This window comes from Aliarcobacter faecis (assembly GCF_013201705.1).
In the GTDB taxonomy this organism is placed as follows: Bacteria; Campylobacterota; Campylobacteria; order Campylobacterales; family Arcobacteraceae; genus Aliarcobacter; species Aliarcobacter faecis.
In genome coordinates this window covers 2202843-2218634 of sequence record NZ_CP053837.1, presented here as the reverse complement: position 1 = coordinate 2218634, position 15792 = coordinate 2202843, and the positions used below count along the sequence as shown (strand labels likewise).

At 27.4% G+C, this 15792-nt stretch carries 15 protein-coding genes; 7 read left to right on the top strand and 8 right to left on the bottom strand.

Features of this window, described 5'->3' with window-relative positions:
* Positions 1–298 precede the first annotated feature (298 nt).
* From AFAEC_RS11075 to AFAEC_RS11065, 3 genes are read left to right on the top strand one after another with little or no spacing between them, the layout of a single operon-like run.
* Positions 299–1885 carry an inorganic phosphate transporter gene (locus AFAEC_RS11075; protein WP_026804869.1) on the top strand — a complete coding sequence of 529 codons (1587 nt, stop codon included), beginning with the start codon at positions 299–301 and terminating at the stop codon, positions 1883–1885.
* Positions 1886–1906: 21 nt separating this feature from the next.
* Entirely contained in the window at positions 1907–2821 is a 915-nt protein-coding gene (locus AFAEC_RS11070; RefSeq protein ID WP_081754485.1) for an AEC family transporter, read from the top strand.
* Positions 2822–2825: 4 nt separating this feature from the next.
* On the top strand, positions 2826–4418 hold the full coding sequence (locus tag AFAEC_RS11065) for an asparagine synthetase B family protein (protein WP_051487424.1): 1593 nt from the start codon (positions 2826–2828) through the stop codon (positions 4416–4418).
* A 100-nt stretch (positions 4419–4518) separates the two neighbouring features.
* Here the strand turns inward: AFAEC_RS11065 and AFAEC_RS11060 are convergent, their stop codons facing one another.
* From AFAEC_RS11060 to rsmA, 8 genes are all read right to left on the bottom strand, one after another.
* Complete coding sequence (locus AFAEC_RS11060; RefSeq protein ID WP_026804871.1) at positions 4519–4899, bottom strand: hypothetical protein; 381 nt, start codon at positions 4897–4899, stop codon at positions 4519–4521.
* Between the two features lie 90 nt (positions 4900–4989).
* Positions 4990–6387 (bottom strand): PhoH family protein, encoded by a 1398-nt coding sequence (locus AFAEC_RS11055; RefSeq protein ID WP_026804872.1) that lies wholly within the window; start codon positions 6385–6387, stop codon positions 4990–4992.
* A 3-nt stretch (positions 6388–6390) separates the two neighbouring features.
* Positions 6391–6897 carry a protoporphyrinogen oxidase HemJ gene (gene hemJ, locus AFAEC_RS11050; protein ID WP_026804873.1) on the bottom strand — a complete coding sequence of 169 codons (507 nt, stop codon included), beginning with the start codon at positions 6895–6897 and terminating at the stop codon, positions 6391–6393.
* Positions 6898–8085 (bottom strand): replication-associated recombination protein A, encoded by a 1188-nt coding sequence (locus tag AFAEC_RS11045; protein ID WP_026804874.1) that lies wholly within the window; start codon positions 8083–8085, stop codon positions 6898–6900.
* A complete protein-coding gene (locus AFAEC_RS11040) occupies positions 8069–8881 on the bottom strand; it encodes a pseudouridine synthase (RefSeq protein ID WP_026804875.1) in 813 nt (270 codons plus the stop codon). The genes AFAEC_RS11045 and AFAEC_RS11040 overlap by 17 nt, the downstream gene beginning before the upstream one ends.
* Positions 8878–9840 (bottom strand): KpsF/GutQ family sugar-phosphate isomerase, encoded by a 963-nt coding sequence (locus tag AFAEC_RS11035; protein WP_026804876.1) that lies wholly within the window; start codon positions 9838–9840, stop codon positions 8878–8880. Before AFAEC_RS11035 ends, AFAEC_RS11040 begins: the two co-directional genes overlap by 4 nt.
* A gap of 9 nt (positions 9841–9849) precedes the next feature.
* Positions 9850–11811, bottom strand: a complete 1962-nt coding sequence (locus tag AFAEC_RS11030; protein ID WP_051487426.1) for a ribonuclease J — start codon at positions 11809–11811, stop codon at positions 9850–9852.
* A complete protein-coding gene (rsmA, locus tag AFAEC_RS11025; protein ID WP_026804878.1) occupies positions 11795–12592 on the bottom strand; it encodes a 16S rRNA (adenine(1518)-N(6)/adenine(1519)-N(6))-dimethyltransferase RsmA in 798 nt (265 codons plus the stop codon). Before rsmA ends, AFAEC_RS11030 begins: the two co-directional genes overlap by 17 nt.
* Positions 12593–12662: 70 nt before the next feature.
* Here rsmA and hisF point away from each other — a divergent pair, with 70 nt between their 5' ends.
* The 4 genes from hisF to rlmN are packed head-to-tail and all read left to right on the top strand — an operon-like array spanning position 12663 to position 15749.
* On the top strand, positions 12663–13424 hold the full coding sequence (gene hisF, locus AFAEC_RS11020; protein ID WP_026804879.1) for an imidazole glycerol phosphate synthase subunit HisF: 762 nt from the start codon (positions 12663–12665) through the stop codon (positions 13422–13424).
* Between the two features lie 3 nt (positions 13425–13427).
* Entirely contained in the window at positions 13428–14120 is a 693-nt protein-coding gene (locus AFAEC_RS11015) for an SIMPL domain-containing protein (RefSeq protein ID WP_026804880.1), read from the top strand.
* Positions 14117–14680 carry a phosphorylase family protein gene (locus tag AFAEC_RS11010; RefSeq protein ID WP_026804881.1) on the top strand — a complete coding sequence of 188 codons (564 nt, stop codon included), beginning with the start codon at positions 14117–14119 and terminating at the stop codon, positions 14678–14680. The genes AFAEC_RS11015 and AFAEC_RS11010 overlap by 4 nt, the downstream gene beginning before the upstream one ends.
* Positions 14667–15749 (top strand): 23S rRNA (adenine(2503)-C(2))-methyltransferase RlmN, encoded by a 1083-nt coding sequence (gene rlmN / locus AFAEC_RS11005; RefSeq protein ID WP_081754486.1) that lies wholly within the window; start codon positions 14667–14669, stop codon positions 15747–15749. The genes AFAEC_RS11010 and rlmN overlap by 14 nt, the downstream gene beginning before the upstream one ends.
* Positions 15750–15792: the final 43 nt, after the last annotated feature.

Here is a 15792-nt window from a genome sequence, read left to right as displayed (position 1 = left end):
TTTATTGCTGATTTCTCTTTCTACTATAAATTTAGTTCTATTTTAAAGAAATATTTTCTTTTAAGAGGGCTAATTTTATTATTTTTATAAATCTTATGTAATTATCTTTTCTTTTTAAACTAAATTTTTATAAATATAGAGCTTCTATTATTCTTAATTTCTTATATAAAGTTCTTGATAAATTAGTAACTTCTGGATTATAAATCCTTAGATAAATAAATTATTTTTTATAATATATAAATAAGAGTATTTCCAATATAATATAGTAATCACAATTTAATTACATAAGGATTACATTATGGATATGAAGACCATAAAGACCATAGAAAGTGCCACCGAGAAATCTCTTTCTAGCTTTGCAAAATTAACTCTTTCGTTGCTATTTTTATTAGCAGTTTTTCTTTGGACATACACATCTCACGGAAATATCCCAGATAACACTTTTTTAATTATTGGAGCAATTTTTGGAGCTTATATGGCTTTAAATATTGGTGCAAATGATGTTTCAAATAATGTAGGACCAGCTGTTGGTGCAAAAGCATTAACTTTAACAGGTGCTATTATAATTGCTGCAATATTTGAAAGTGCAGGAGCTATAATTGCTGGTGGAGATGTTGTTAATACTATTAAAAGTGGAATTATAGACCCTTCTGCTATAACAGATGTAAATTCATTTATTTGGGCTATGACAGCTGGACTTCTTGCAGGTGCAGTTTGGCTTAACTTTGCTACTTCTATTGGAGCTCCAGTTTCAACAACTCATGCAATAGTTGGTGGAGTTATGGGGGCTGGAATAGCAGCAGCTGGATTTACTATTTTAAATTGGGGAAGTTTAGGAACTATTGTTAGTTCTTGGGTTATATCTCCACTTTTAGGTGGATTAATAGCTGCTAGTTTTTTATATTTTATAAAAAAACAGATTGTTTATAAAGAGGATATGTTAGAACAAGCTAAAAAATTTGTTCCATTTCTAATAGCTGTTATGACTTGGGCATTTTCAACTTATTTGATTTTAAAAGGTTTAAAACAATTAGTTCATATTGGTTTTATAGGTGCTTCAATAATAAGTTTGGTTTTAGCAATTATTGCATATTTCTTATCTAAAAAAAGTGTTGAAAAGAGTTTCCCATCTCTTTTAAATGATAGAGCAAGTGTAAATAAACTTTTTACTCCTGCACTTATTTTTGGTGCAGCTTTGTTGTCTTTTGCACATGGAGCAAATGATGTTTCAAATGCTATTGGACCATTAGCTGCAATTAATGATGCAATTGTAAATGCAGGTCAAATTGGTGGTGTTGCATCTATTCCTTTTTGGATTATGTTAGTTGGTGCTATTGGTATAGTTATTGGGCTTATTTTATATGGTCCTAGACTTATAAAAACAGTTGGAAATGAGATAACAGAACTTGACCAAATGAGAGCTTTTTCTATTGCTATAGCTACAGCAATTACAGTTATTCTTGCTAGTCAATTGGGGCTTCCTGTTTCTTCTACTCATATTACAATTGGGGGAATTTTTGGTGTTGGATTTTTAAGAGAAGCTTTAGATAAAACTGAAAGAAATTATGTTCAAGATATAAGAGAAAAATTTAAAAAACATAAAAAAGAGCTTGAAAAATCTCAAGCAGATTTGGCAAAACTTGAAGCTGTAAAAGATAAAAATAAACAAATTTATATAAAAATTGTTGAATTATTTAAGAAAATTGATGAAATTGAAGCTCAAGTAAAACAAGAGAAAAAAGATTTTAAACAAGCAAAAGGTGCAAAATATGTAAAAAGAGATGCAGTTAAAAAAATAGTTGCAGCTTGGGTTATTACTGTACCTGCTTCAGCACTTCTTGGAGCTGGGATTTATTATATGATAAAAGGAATTGTAGCAGTTTAAACTGCTACAAAAGGATAAAAAATAGAAGCGATACTCTCTGTACTTCCCATTTATTTTTTTATCTTTTTGGGTTTTATTGCAAAAAAAAGGCTAAAAACCCAAATAGATGAAAAATCATTAGTTCTTCTTTCTTTATATTTTCTCCAACCAATTATGATTTTTTGGGGATTAACAAAAGAACCAATAAATTATGAGTTTATTATATCTCCACTATTTTTTCTTCTTTGTATGGGTGTAACTTTAGTTTTAATGCTTTTATACTCAAAATTTATCTTCTCTTCTAAAACAGATGAAAATATCTTTTTAGCAACAGCTTTGATAGGAAATACTGGAAATCTGGGAATCCCTCTTGGAATTGCACTTTTTGGTGTGGAGTCTGTTCCATATACAAGTATTATAAATATTGCAAATATCTTTTTTATGTACACAATATCTATCTATTTTTTTGCAAGAGAGAGATTTAATTTTAAGGAGTCTATGAAATCTATCTTTAAGATTCCCGTTATTTGGTTTGCACTTTTAGCTTTATGTGTAAATTATTATGAAGTTCCTATTCCAAAAGAGTTTGACTTTGCTTTAGAAATGGGAGCTTATACCTCTTTGACTCTACAATTAATTATTTTTGGAACATATCTTTATAATGTAAAAGTGAAAACTATGCCTTGGAAATTGTCTTTACAAGTAAGTTTTGCAAAACATATTCTTTTACCAATTATTGGAGTTTTGGTTGTAGTGAATTTTACAAATTTAAACTCAATGGTTGCTTCTATTTTGATTATGGAACTTATGATGCCATTAGCAGTAAATAATGTAAATTTTTCTGTAATTTATAATACAAAACCAACAGATGTAGCAGCAACTATTTTGGTTTCAAGTGCTATTTTTGTAGCTCTTTTGCATTTTTATATAGAAATTATTGACTATTTTATAAGGTAAATATTTGAAAAATTTTGATTTAAAAGATTTAACTATTTTTTTTGAAGGTGAAATATATAATAAAAATAGCTTTTTATTTTATGATGAGATTTTGCTTTTAGAAGATTTGTATCTAAAGTTTGGTTTTGAGTTTTTGTCAAAACTTGATGGAGTTTTTGCTTTTTGCATATATGATAAGAGAAAAAATCTATATTTTTGTTCTCGTGATAGATTTGGAAATATTCCTTTTTACTATACTATAAAAGAGAATAAATTTATTTTTTCAACTTCTATTAAAGATATTTTAAAAGAGCTTCCAGTTCTACCAAAGATAAATAAAGTGGCTATTAGTAAATATATGCAATATTTTTCAACTTTTGGTGAAGATACTTTTTATACAGATATTTATAAACTTGAAGAGGCTAGTTTTATTGTTTTTGAAAAGAATAAAGATCTAATCAAAAAACGATATTATAAAATCAATACATATAAAGCTATAAATGATGAAAATAGAGCTTTAAAGGATTTAGAAGAACTTTTATACTCTGCAATAGAAAAACGGCTTATTTCATCTCCTAGTACACTTTTAAGTGGTGGAGTTGATAGTTCAACTATCTCTTCAATTTATACAAAGATATCTGGTAAAAAGATAGATACTTTTAGTATAGGATATAGTGAATATAAAAACTACTGTGAATTAGATTTTGCAAAAATTACTTCAAAACATATAGGTTCAAATCATCATGAAGTGATTATTGATAAAAAAACATATATAGATAATTTTTATAGCTCTTTAGATAATTTTGATGAACCACATGCTGATAGTGCAGCAATTCCACTAAATATTTTATTAAAAAATGTTAAGAATTGTGGAGTAAATAAATTATTATCTGGTGAAGGTGCTGATGAGCTATTTTTAGGATATGATAATTATGCAAAATTTTTGAAATATTATAAATTCCAAGAATCTTTAACCAAAGAGCAAAATGATTTTTTGGAAGAGATAGTTTCTGCTTTACAAAATAATACAAAAGAGAGTGAATATTTAAGAAGAGTTGTAAAAAAGCAAAATATTTATAACTCTTTTGGAGAAGTTTTTAATGATATGCAAAAAAGAAAGCTTTTTACAAAAGTACCAACATTTAAAAGTGAGACACCCAAAAAAGATTTTGTAGATAATATGAGCTATATTGATATAAAACTTTGGGTTGCAAATCCTGTTTTAACAAAGGTTTATGGAGTTTCAACTGCAAACTCTTTACAAATACACACACCATTTTTAGATAATGATATATTAAAATATATTTTTAGTGTAGAAAGTAGTATAAAAGTTGGAGATACAAATAAATATCTTCTTAAAAAGATTGCACAAAAACATATACCAAAAGAGATTATAAATAGAGTTAAAAAAGGTTTTAATTCTCCTTTTAACGAGTGGCTTCAAAGTGAATTTGGCAGTTCTATTTTAGATACAATTTTGGAAGTAAATAGACAGACACAATTTTTTAATGAAAACTATCTAAAACATATTTATTCACTTGCTAGTTCAAATAAGTTTAAACAACATCTATATTCACTTTTTATATTCTCTTTGTGGTATAAAAAAGTTTATATGTAATTTAAAGTTGCAAAGGTTCATCATCATAGAAGTTTATATATTTAGATATTAAAAAGGAAAAATTCTTTTTTAATTCTAATGTTTCACGGGAAACATTTTGTTATTTATTCCAGAAATCTTTTAAAGCTTCACTTTTATCTACTTTATTTTCACTATTTATATCTTTACCAATTTTTTCAATCTCTAAAAGAGCATTTTTATAATCTTCATCACTTATTTCAGATTTTAAATTTACTTTTTTTGTTTTTATAGTTGAGTTAAAATCTTGATCTAATTTTGATATATTCTTTAGAGTCAAATACTCTTCAATGATTTTTTCATATTCTGCAAAATCAAGTAGAATTGCAGATGGTTTTCCATCTCTTAGAATTACTGCTTTTTGAATCTCTTTACTATTTAATTTATCAAAAATAGCTTTATTCTTTCTTACCAAATCAGTTGCTGAAAACATCTCTTTTGAACTATATTGTAGAAGTGACATTATATTCCTTTACAAATTTAATTATGTATTATATCACACTATTTATTTTAATATATCTTATGATTTTGGTTTAAATCTAAGTTAATGAGATTAAAATATAGATTCTGCCCACTCTGTAATTGGACCTCTTAAAACCTTTTCAAGTTTAATTGCAAAAATATTTACGAAGTTATTCTCATTTTTAGTTGATTTTAAAAGAGTTGTTAAGGCATTTGTATATTTATTTACATAGAAATTATCTATTTGTTTATTTGAACCAAGAATTACAACTTTACAGCTACTATCAATTCTTGATAAAACCATTTGCATAGTTTTGTTTGACATATTTTGTGCTTCATCAATTATTATATAACTATTTGATAAAGTTCTTCCACGCATTTCTCCTACCCACATAGTTTCTATTCCATAATTAGATATTAGTTGTTCAACTCTAGCATTTACTTCACTATCTTCAAGAGGTGTATATGGTATTTCTGCTCTTTTGCTTCTTTTTCTTTTATGTTCACTTCTTACAATATAATCCAAACTATCCATCAAAGGATGATTATATATTCTAAATTTCTCTTCAAGTCCTGGTAAGTAACCTACATCTTCCCCTTTATCAAGTGATTCAATTGAGTTTCTAATATATATAATTTTCTGAAAATATTTTTGTTTTACTAGCTTTAAAGCTCCACTTAAAGCTAAAAGAGTTTTTCCACTTCCAGCTTTTGCTTCAACTATTAAAACATTATAAAAGTGATTTATTATTGCATTTGAGAAGAAGAGTTGCTCTTTATTTAGTGGAGTGATTATTTGATTTCTTACCTCTTCTTCATCAAGTAGTTTTATTCTTTTATTTTCAATAGAAGCTAAAACTACTTGATCTGAATACTTTACTTTAAAGCAGTATGAGTACTCATTCTCTTTATGTTCTTTATCAAATTTTATAATCTCTTGATTATCTAAACTCTCTAAATCTTCGAAGTTTATCTCTATATCTTTGATAAAGTTATAATCAAAATCTATGCTCTCCTTACCATGAAGTGCATCTGTTTTTATATCAAGACTTAATGCTCTTGTTCTTGCCATAATATCCATTGATATAAAGATAATTTTATTTTCATAATACTCTTGTATTTCATTTGCTAGTTCAAGGATTTTTCTATCATTTAAAATATTTAGAGATATGTTTTTACTAGATACTAAATACTCATCTTTTGAGATAATATCAACAACTGTGTTATATTGATTTAAAATATTTAGTCTAATAATTTTCTTATCTTGATATTTTGATGAGCTTATAATTTTTGAGTTCTCTAATATTCTTGCGAACTCTCTAGCTTGAAAATTTATCTCTTCAAAGCCACTCTTTTTACTATCTAATTCATCTAAAACAGTCTCTGTAAGAATGATTAGATTTTTCCCTTCATCACTTAATCTAAATATATTTGTTGCATCTTCAAGTAAGATATTTGTATCTAGTAAATAGTATTTTTCAAAGCTCATTCTTTAGCCTTTTTTGTAATTTATAATTTTGTAACAAATAAATGCAAATAGTAGAATTACAATAGCTGTAAATATCCAAGATAAGTTTTTTGTTATCACATAAGTAACTATTAAAATAGCTAAACCTGTTGGTATTTCATTGTACATTCTAAAAAATCTTCCATTTTTTGTACATGTATCTTTTGCTAAAGATTTTCTAAATTTTGTTAAAGATATTGCATAAGTTATAAGTAAAACTAGAGCTACAATCTTTGCTATAAACCAGTTTTGGTTTAGAAGAGCTGGATTTAAAACAATCATAGAAATACCACTTAAAAGTGTTATAGCCATTGCTGGATGTCCTATATAAGCATCCATTTTTAACTCTTGTATTTTTACAACTTCAACAAACTCTTTTTTATCAATATTTTCTGTATGATATACGAAAAGTCTAGGAAGATAAAACAAAACTGCCATCCATGATAAAACTGCAATTATATGCAAACTTAGTATCCAACTATAATATTCCATTTATTTATCCTTTTTTGTAATCTTTTTTACCCATTCATCTAAAGTTTTTTCATATCCAATATTTAAAGATTGATAAAGATTCAAATCCTCTTTTAGATACTCTTGCTCTACATATCCACCAAAATCATGTGGATAAAGATATCCAATATGCTGTGAATCTAAATGTTTTGGTATATCTAAGATTTTACCATCTTTTATAGTTTGTATAGCTTTATTTATTGCTTTATATGCACTATTTGATTTTGGGCTTGAAGCTAAGTATATTGCACACTGCGATAGAATTATTCTTGATTCTGGATAGCCTATTTTATTGCAAGCAAGCATTGTGCTAACTGCAAGATTTAAAGCATTTGGATTTGCATTTCCTATATCTTCACTAGCAAATATAACTAATCTTCTAGTGATAAAATCTACACTTTCACCACCTTCTATTAATCTTGCCATATAATATAAAGCTGCATCAATATTTGAACCTCTTAAAGATTTTATCATAGCACTTGCTAAATCATAGTGTGAACTTGATGAACTAACACCATCTCCTATAACATTTGCTCTTAGCTCTTTTAAAGTATTGATATTTATATCTTTATCTACTTTATATGCAAAGTTTAACAAAGTTAGCATTGCTCTTGCATCTCCAGAGCTAGAATATATCAAGTAATCAATACAATCTTTATCTATATTTATCTCAATATCTTTAAAAACTTTATTTAAAATATTAAGTAGTTCATCATAAGTAAAAGGTAAAAATTCATATAAAAATGATCTTGACCTTATAGCATTTGTTAGAGTAAAGAAAGGGTTTTCTGTACTAGCTCCTATAATAATTGCATCATAATTTTCCATAATTGGAAGTAAAACCTCTTGTTGGTTTTTTGAAAGTCTATGAACTTCATCTATAAAAATTAAAGGCTTCATTAGAGTACCTTTATATTTATCAAAAACTTTTCTTAAATCTTCTACTTTTATAGAGGTTGCATTAAAATAGTAGTAATCTATTCCTAGCTCTTTTGCTATAATTCTTGCCAAAGTAGTTTTACCAGTACCTGGTTTTCCATAAAAAAATAGATGAGGAATATCTTTTTGTTTGATTAGTTTGTAAAGTGATTTATTAGAACCTATAATATGAGATTGACCAACAAAATTGTCTAAAGATGTTGGTCTATATTTGTTAGATAGATCTATCATTTTCATCATTTAAAAAGATTCGTAAATTTTTATACTCCTCTTTTGTTAAAAATCTTGATTTTCCAGTCGGAAGATTGTTTAGACTAACTCCACCATATTCAACTCTTTTTAAATCCATAACATTAAGATTAAAATGGGCGAAGAATCTTCTAAGTTCTCTATTTTTACCCTCACTAATCACAACTTTTAGTTTAGAAAATTTTTCACCATTTGTTTGAATATCATAGGCTAAAAATGGAGCAAAAGTCATAGATTTTATAGCTGTTTTAGCATAAGCACCTTTTCTTGCATCTTCAATAGTAATTCCATTTTGCATAGCTTCTTCAACATTTGGAGTTATAAAACCACTTACTTTAACTTTATAAACTCTTTCAAGATTTGAGTGCATTAAAGCATTTACAACATCAACACTATCACTTAAAAGCAATAATCCCTCACTAGCATAGTCAAGTCGCCCTACACTATTAAAATGCTTATATTTACTCTCTAAACCATCATAAATAGTCTTTCTACCTTGAGGATCACTTTTTGTTACAAGCTCTCCCTTTGGTTTGTTATAAACTATTACTGTGTACATTCTATTTTTATCTTCTTTGACAATTTTCTTACCAATTTCAACTTTATCTGTTGTTTTTACTTTTGTTGCTAAATCTGTAACAACTTTATTATTTACTCTTACAAGTCCATCAGCGATAATTTTATCTGCCTCTCTTCTTGAATAGTTACTATTGTGAGATATAAATTTATTTAGTCTTACTATCTCATATTGTTCTTTTTTATCAAAATCTTTTTTCATTTTATACCTGCTTCAATTAAGTCATGAATATGTAATATTCCAACTAGTTTTTTATCTTTATTTGTAACTATTAATAATTGAATTTTATAATTTTCAATTATTTGAAGAGCATCACTTGCAAGAAGATTTTCATCATCAAAAGTTCTAGGATTTAATGTTGCAATATCTTCAACTTTACAATCAATAGAAAAACTATCTTTCATTAATGCTCTTCTTAAATCTCCATCACTTAAAATTCCAATTACTCTATTTTCTTCATCTTCAATAATAACTGAACCTAATCTTCCTTCACTCATTGTTATAATTGCATCTTTTAGTTTTGTTTCACGTGAAACAATTGGAAGATTATCTTTTCTAAGTAAATCAGAGATTTTTATAAAAAGTTTTTTACCTAAACTTCCACCAGGATGAAAAGAAGCAAAATCCTCTTTTTTAAAATCTCTTTTTTTCATTAGACAAACAGCAAGAGCATCACCCATTGCCATAGTTAAAGTTGTAGAAGAAGTTGGAGCAGTATCAAGTGGACATGCCTCTTTTTGTACACTTATATTCATAAAATAGTCTGAATATTTAGCTAAAGTTGAATTTCCATCTTTTGCCATAGCAATTAGAGGTATATTTAATCTTTTTAGATGTGGTAAAATTTGAATAAGCTCTTCACTCTCTCCACTATATGATATTGCTAAAACAATATCATCTTTTCCAATCATTCCTAAATCTCCATGCATAGCCTCTGTTGGATGAAGAAAGAATGAACTAGTCCCTGTACTTGCAAGTGTTGCTGCAATTTTAGCACCAACAAGTCCAGACTTTCCAACCCCTGTAACAATAAGTTTACCTTTTGATTTTATAATTAGATTTATAATATTCTCAATATCAAAAGAGATAGAGCTTGAAGCTCTCTCTAACTCTTTTGCTTCAGTTAGTAAAACATCTTTTACTATCTCTATATAGTTCATAGATAGTTCCTATTGAACAAATATAGTAGGAACAATCATTGGGTATTTTTTATATTTTCTTACACAATGTTTTCTTACAACTTTTCTTAACTCATCTTCTAAAATTCTACTATTCTTAAATATTCCAGGTTTCGCATTTAAAAGGAAAGTATTTAAAAGTTCTTCTATCTCATTTGTAAAGAATCTATCTTGTTTATCAGATATAAATCCAAATGAAGCAACTTTTGGTTTTCCTGCTAATGTTCTATCATTCTCATTTATTTGAGCAACAATCATAACAATACCCTCTTTTGCCATAGTTTGTCTATCTATAACTACATCATCAGAGATTTTATTATTTAGTTGATTATCTATGTAAACTTTTCCACTTTTTACAGTTTTTACTTTTTTAAGATATTTTGGAGATACTTCAATTTGTTCTCCATCTGCCATTACATAAACATTTCTCTCTAAAACTCCACAGTCTACACCAGTTTCACCATGTTTTAAAGCATGATTATACTCTCCATGAACTGGCAAGAAGAATTTAGGCTTAATTAATCTTAGCATCAGTTTTTGTTCTTCTTGAGCAGCATGTCCAGATACATGAATATCTGCATAATCTTGATATGCAACTTTTGCCCCTGCTTTTAAAAGATGGTTTATAATTTCAGAAACACTTCCTTCATTTCCAGGAATTGCTTTTGAAGATAAGATAATTTGATCTTCAGGTTTAATTTTGATATGTCTATGTTCATGAATTGCCATTCTATATAAAGCACTCATAGATTCGCCTTGACTTCCTGTTGTTACAATTAAAATCTCTTTATCATTATATTTACCAACTTCGTGAGCTTCAATAAATTGATCTCTTGGGAATTTGATATAACCTAAACTCATAGCAATTTCTAAGTTTTTCTCCATAGATCTACCAATAACACAGATTTTTCTTCCATATTTTAAAGCTTTTTCAATTGCTTGAGCAACTCTGTGAATATTTGATGAGAATGTACTCATAATAACTCTTCCTTGAGTTGTTGAAAAAATTCTTTCAAAAGTCGGACCTACTGCTTTTTCTGTTTTCGTAAACCCAGGTGAGTGAGAATTTGTTGAATCAGAAGTTAAAACTAAAACGCCCTCTTCTCCATAATGAGCAAGTCTATGTAAATCTGTTGGAAAACCATCAATTGGAGTATGGTCGATTTTAAAATCTCCTGTATGAATCATAGTTCCAGCAGCCGTCTTAATAGCAATTGCAGATGAGTCAATAATTGAGTGAGTAATATGCATCCACTCTATTTCAAAATCATTTCCTATTTTAATTGGAGTTCTTTTTGAAATTGCTCTAAATAAAGATCTATGTTCTCTCATTTTATGTTCATCAAATTTTGAACCAATCATCTCTAAAGGTAATGATGTTCCATAAATTGGGAATTGCATCTCTTTATATAAATATGGCATTGCACCTATATGATCTTCATGTCCATGAGTGATGATTACTGCTACAATTTTCTCTTTAATATCTCTAAGATATGAGAAATCTGGGATTAAAATATCAACTCCATGCATCTCTCCATCAGGGAAGCTCATACCAACATCTACTATGATTGCTTCATTTTCAGTTTCAACAACCATCATATTTCCACCAATTTCATTTAGCCCACCAAGAGGTGTAATTCTAATTTTGGCATTTGTATTTAAGTTTAATTTATAATGAGGATTTAATCTATCTTTATGAATTTTTTCATTTACAATATAAGCTCTTTTAAGATCATTTGTCCATCCTTCACCATTTGTAGGAATATCTTTATTGATAAATTTTGGTTTGGGTTTTCTTTTTTTGAAAGGAGGTTTTTTATTTGTATTTTGTTCAAAAGAAGTATTATTTTCTTGATTATCTTCTCTAGCCTCTTGGTTTTCTTTAACTTCTCTATTTTGTTTATAGTCTGTTTTATTTTCCTGTTTATTCTCGTCTTTAATTATCTCTTCCATTTTTTACCTTTGTATACATTTGGCTATACAAAGATGCACTAACTTCATGAGGTCGTAGATTGTCGTCTAAATTTAACTCTTTAAAAGTAGTTGAAATTTTAGCTTTATCTAAAATTGAACTTAAATTTTTTGATAGTTTTTTTCGTGGTTGTACAAAACAAGCCTTTAAAAACTTATTAAAATCTTTGTCGAATTTTTTTGATAAATCCTTTTTTATATAAAGAATTGAAGATACAACTTTTGGCATTGGGTCAAATGCCTCTGGTGGAACATCAAAAAGTATTCTTGACTCTTTGGAAATAGTTTCAGTAATTATCCCTAAAGATGAATACTCTTTATCATTTACACAAGCTGTAAATTTTTCTGCTACCTCTTTTTGAACCATTACGATAATGTGTTCACAAAGTCCATCTTCAAAAGCTCTTAATATAATATTTGTTGCAATATAGTATGGTAAGTTTGCTATTAAGTCATATTTACCATTATATAGAGATTTTAGCTCATCCCAAGCTTTTAAAACATCAATATGCTTTAATTCAAATTTTCTGTTTTCTATCTCTGTTGCAAATTTCGACTTTAAAATACCGATTAAATCAGTATCAACCTCATAAGCTGTCACATCTTTGTATTTGACTAAGTTTTTAGTCAAATCACCTAATCCAGGCCCAATTTCTACAATATGATTATTGTTATGGGGCATCGATTCGATGATTTTGTTTAAAATTGAACTATCTTTTAAGAAGTTTTGTCCGAACTCTTTTTTTGCTTTTATTTTTTCCATAAGTTAGGAGTATATCTTTTTTTAACTTACATTTAGGTAATATTTTTAACTAATTTTTAAGGAATTGCAATTGAATAATCTAACAAAAAGAATAATCCCCTGTCTTGATGTAAACAATGGAAGAGTTGTAAAAGGTGTAAATTTTGTAGGACTAAAAGATGCTGGAGATCCTGTTGAAATAGCAAAAAGATATAATGATGAAGGTGCTGATGAACTAACTTTTTTAGATATTAGTGCAAGTGTAGAAAATAGAGGAACTATTGTTGATATTGTAAAAAATGTGGCAAAAGAGGTATTTATTCCACTTACAGTTGGTGGAGGAATACGCTCTTTAGATGATATTTATGCTCTATTAAATGTAGGTTGTGACAAAATTTCAGTAAATTCAAGTGCTGTTAAAACACCAAATTTAATAGATGATGGTGCAAAAAGATTTGGGAGCCAATGTATAGTTGTGGCTATTGATGTAAAAAAAGTAAATGATGGTTCTTACCATGTCTTTGTACAAGGTGGAAGAGTTGATACAGGACTTGATGCTATTTCTTGGGCAAAAGAAGTAGAAAATAGAGGAGCTGGAGAAATATTATTGACTTCAATGGATACTGATGGAGTTAAAAATGGATTTGATTTAGAAATTACACAAAAGATTTCTAAAATTGTAAATATTCCAGTAATTGCAAGTGGAGGAGCAGGTAATATGCAACATTTTAAAGAGGCTTTTGATTGTGGAGCTAGTGCTGCACTTGCTGCTTCGATTTTTCACTTTAAGGAAGTAGATATTATGGATTTAAAAAGATATTTACAAGCTAATAATATAAAGGTAAGGATATAAAAAATGAAAAGAGTATTAATAACTACCCTATTCTTAGGAACTTTTGCATTTTCTTATGAACTAAATTTTAGTAAATCATTTTCAAAAAATGTTAGTGCAGATACTTTAGTAACAAATGTAAATATTTTAGTTGAAAAAAAAGATGAGAAAAGTGTAAATAGTGAGATAGAAAAATTTAATAATTTTCTAAAAAATAGAAAAAATATTACATTAGAAAATACAAATTATAATTTAACTCCAAAATATGAATATATAAATAATAAATCTATTTTTAAAGGGTATAGTGGAGATTTAAGATTTAGTGTAAAATCAGAAATTTCAACAGATATAAATAGCTTTCTAAATGATTTAATGGCTCTTAAAGATAGTATTAAATCAAGTGATTTAATACTAAATATCTCAAATTTATCTTGGGAATTAAGTAATAAATTACAAACTAAAGTTACAGATGAACTTAGATTTGAAACTTTGATTTGGATAGAAGATTATGCAAAAGAACTTTCAAATAAAATCATAAAAAAATGTGAAGTTAAAAATGTAATTATAAATGAAGAGTTTGGATATGCAATGGCAAGAACAAAAATGATGAGTGTATCAATGGATAATGAAAATAGTATTGCTTCAAATGATATTACACCATTAAATACAGACCAAAATATTAAAATAAATACAAACTTTATATTGGATTGTAAGTGATAGTAAGTGCTGGAAATAATGAAATATTTCCTTTTGCCTCAGCTTTAGGTGTTGGACTAATAGAGAGTTCAATAAATCTTACAAAAATTTGCCTTTTTAATAGACCAGAATATATTTTGTTTATTGGGAGTGCTGGGAGCTATGGAAAATATGATATCTTTGATATTGTTGAAGCAAAAAATTCAAGTAATATAGAACTTAGTTTTTTACAAAATTTTGCATATACTCCAATAGATAATGCAATAAGAATAGATACAAATTTAACAAAAAGTGAAGTTGTAGTAAATAGTTCAAACTATATAAGTACAAATAAGAATTTGGCAAAAGAGTTTTTAAACTATGAAATAGATTTAGAGAATATGGAGTTTTTCTCTGTTTTAAGTGTAGCAAGGGAGTTTGAAATACCAGCTTTTGGTATTTTTGTAGTTACAAATTATACAGACCAAAATGCTCATACTGATTTTATAAAAAATCATAAAATTGCTATGGAAAAACTTGTAAATTATTTAGAAGAGAAAAATATAATTAAAATAAAAGAGGCAAATAGTGATAAAATTTGATGAGTCATCGATATATGACTATACACTTGACGAATTAAAAGAGAAATTAAAACCATCATTTAGAGCAAAACAGGTTTATAATTGGCTTTATAAAAAGTATGCAAACTCTTATGATGAGATGAAAAATCTTCCAAAAGAGTTAATAGAAGATTTAAAAACAAACTATCCAATTGATATTTTAAAAGTTGTGAAAAAAGAGCAAAGTAGAGATGGAAGTATAAAATATCTTTTTAAATTAAGAGATAATCATACTATTGAAGCTGTTTTACTTTTGATGAAAGATAAAAAGATTGATGAAGTTGGACAAATAGTTAGAAGTGAAAAATATACTGTTTGTATCTCATCTCAAGTTGGCTGTAAAGTTGGCTGTAGTTTCTGTTTAACGGCAAAAGGTGGGTTTGTAAGAAATCTTACAGTTGGAGAGTATATTGCTCAAATTGTACATATAAAAAAAGATAATGATATCGCTGAAAATAAAGCTTTAAATATTGTATATATGGGAATGGGTGAACCACTTGATAATTTTAATAACTTTGTAAAAGCAGTTGAGATTTTTTCGGAACTAGATGGTTTAGCAATTAGTAGAAGAAGACAAACAGTTTCAACATCTGGAATTGCAAGTAAGATAAAAAAATTAGGTGAAAAAGATTTACAAATCCAATTAGCTATTTCACTTCATGCAGTTGATGATGAACTTAGAAGTGAGCTAATTCCTATGAATAAAGCTTATAATATTGCTTCAATTATACAAGCAGTTAAAGAATTCCCTGTTGATACTAGAAAAAAAGTTATGTTTGAGTATTTAGTAATAAAAGATAAAAATGATTCACTTGATGCTGCTAAAAAACTTGTAAAACTTCTTGATGGAATACAAGCAAAGGTAAATTTGATATATTTTAATCCATATCCTGGAACAACTTATCAAAGACCACTTGAAGATGATATGATGAAATTTAAAGATTTTTTAAATTCTAAAGGTGTTATTTGTACAATTAGAGAATCAAAAGGTTTGGATATAAGTGCTGCATGTGGGCAATTAAAGGAGAAAGAATTAAATGGAAATTCTTGAGATAAGTTTACTAGTTTTTATAGTAGTAGTTGTATTGGTTAGT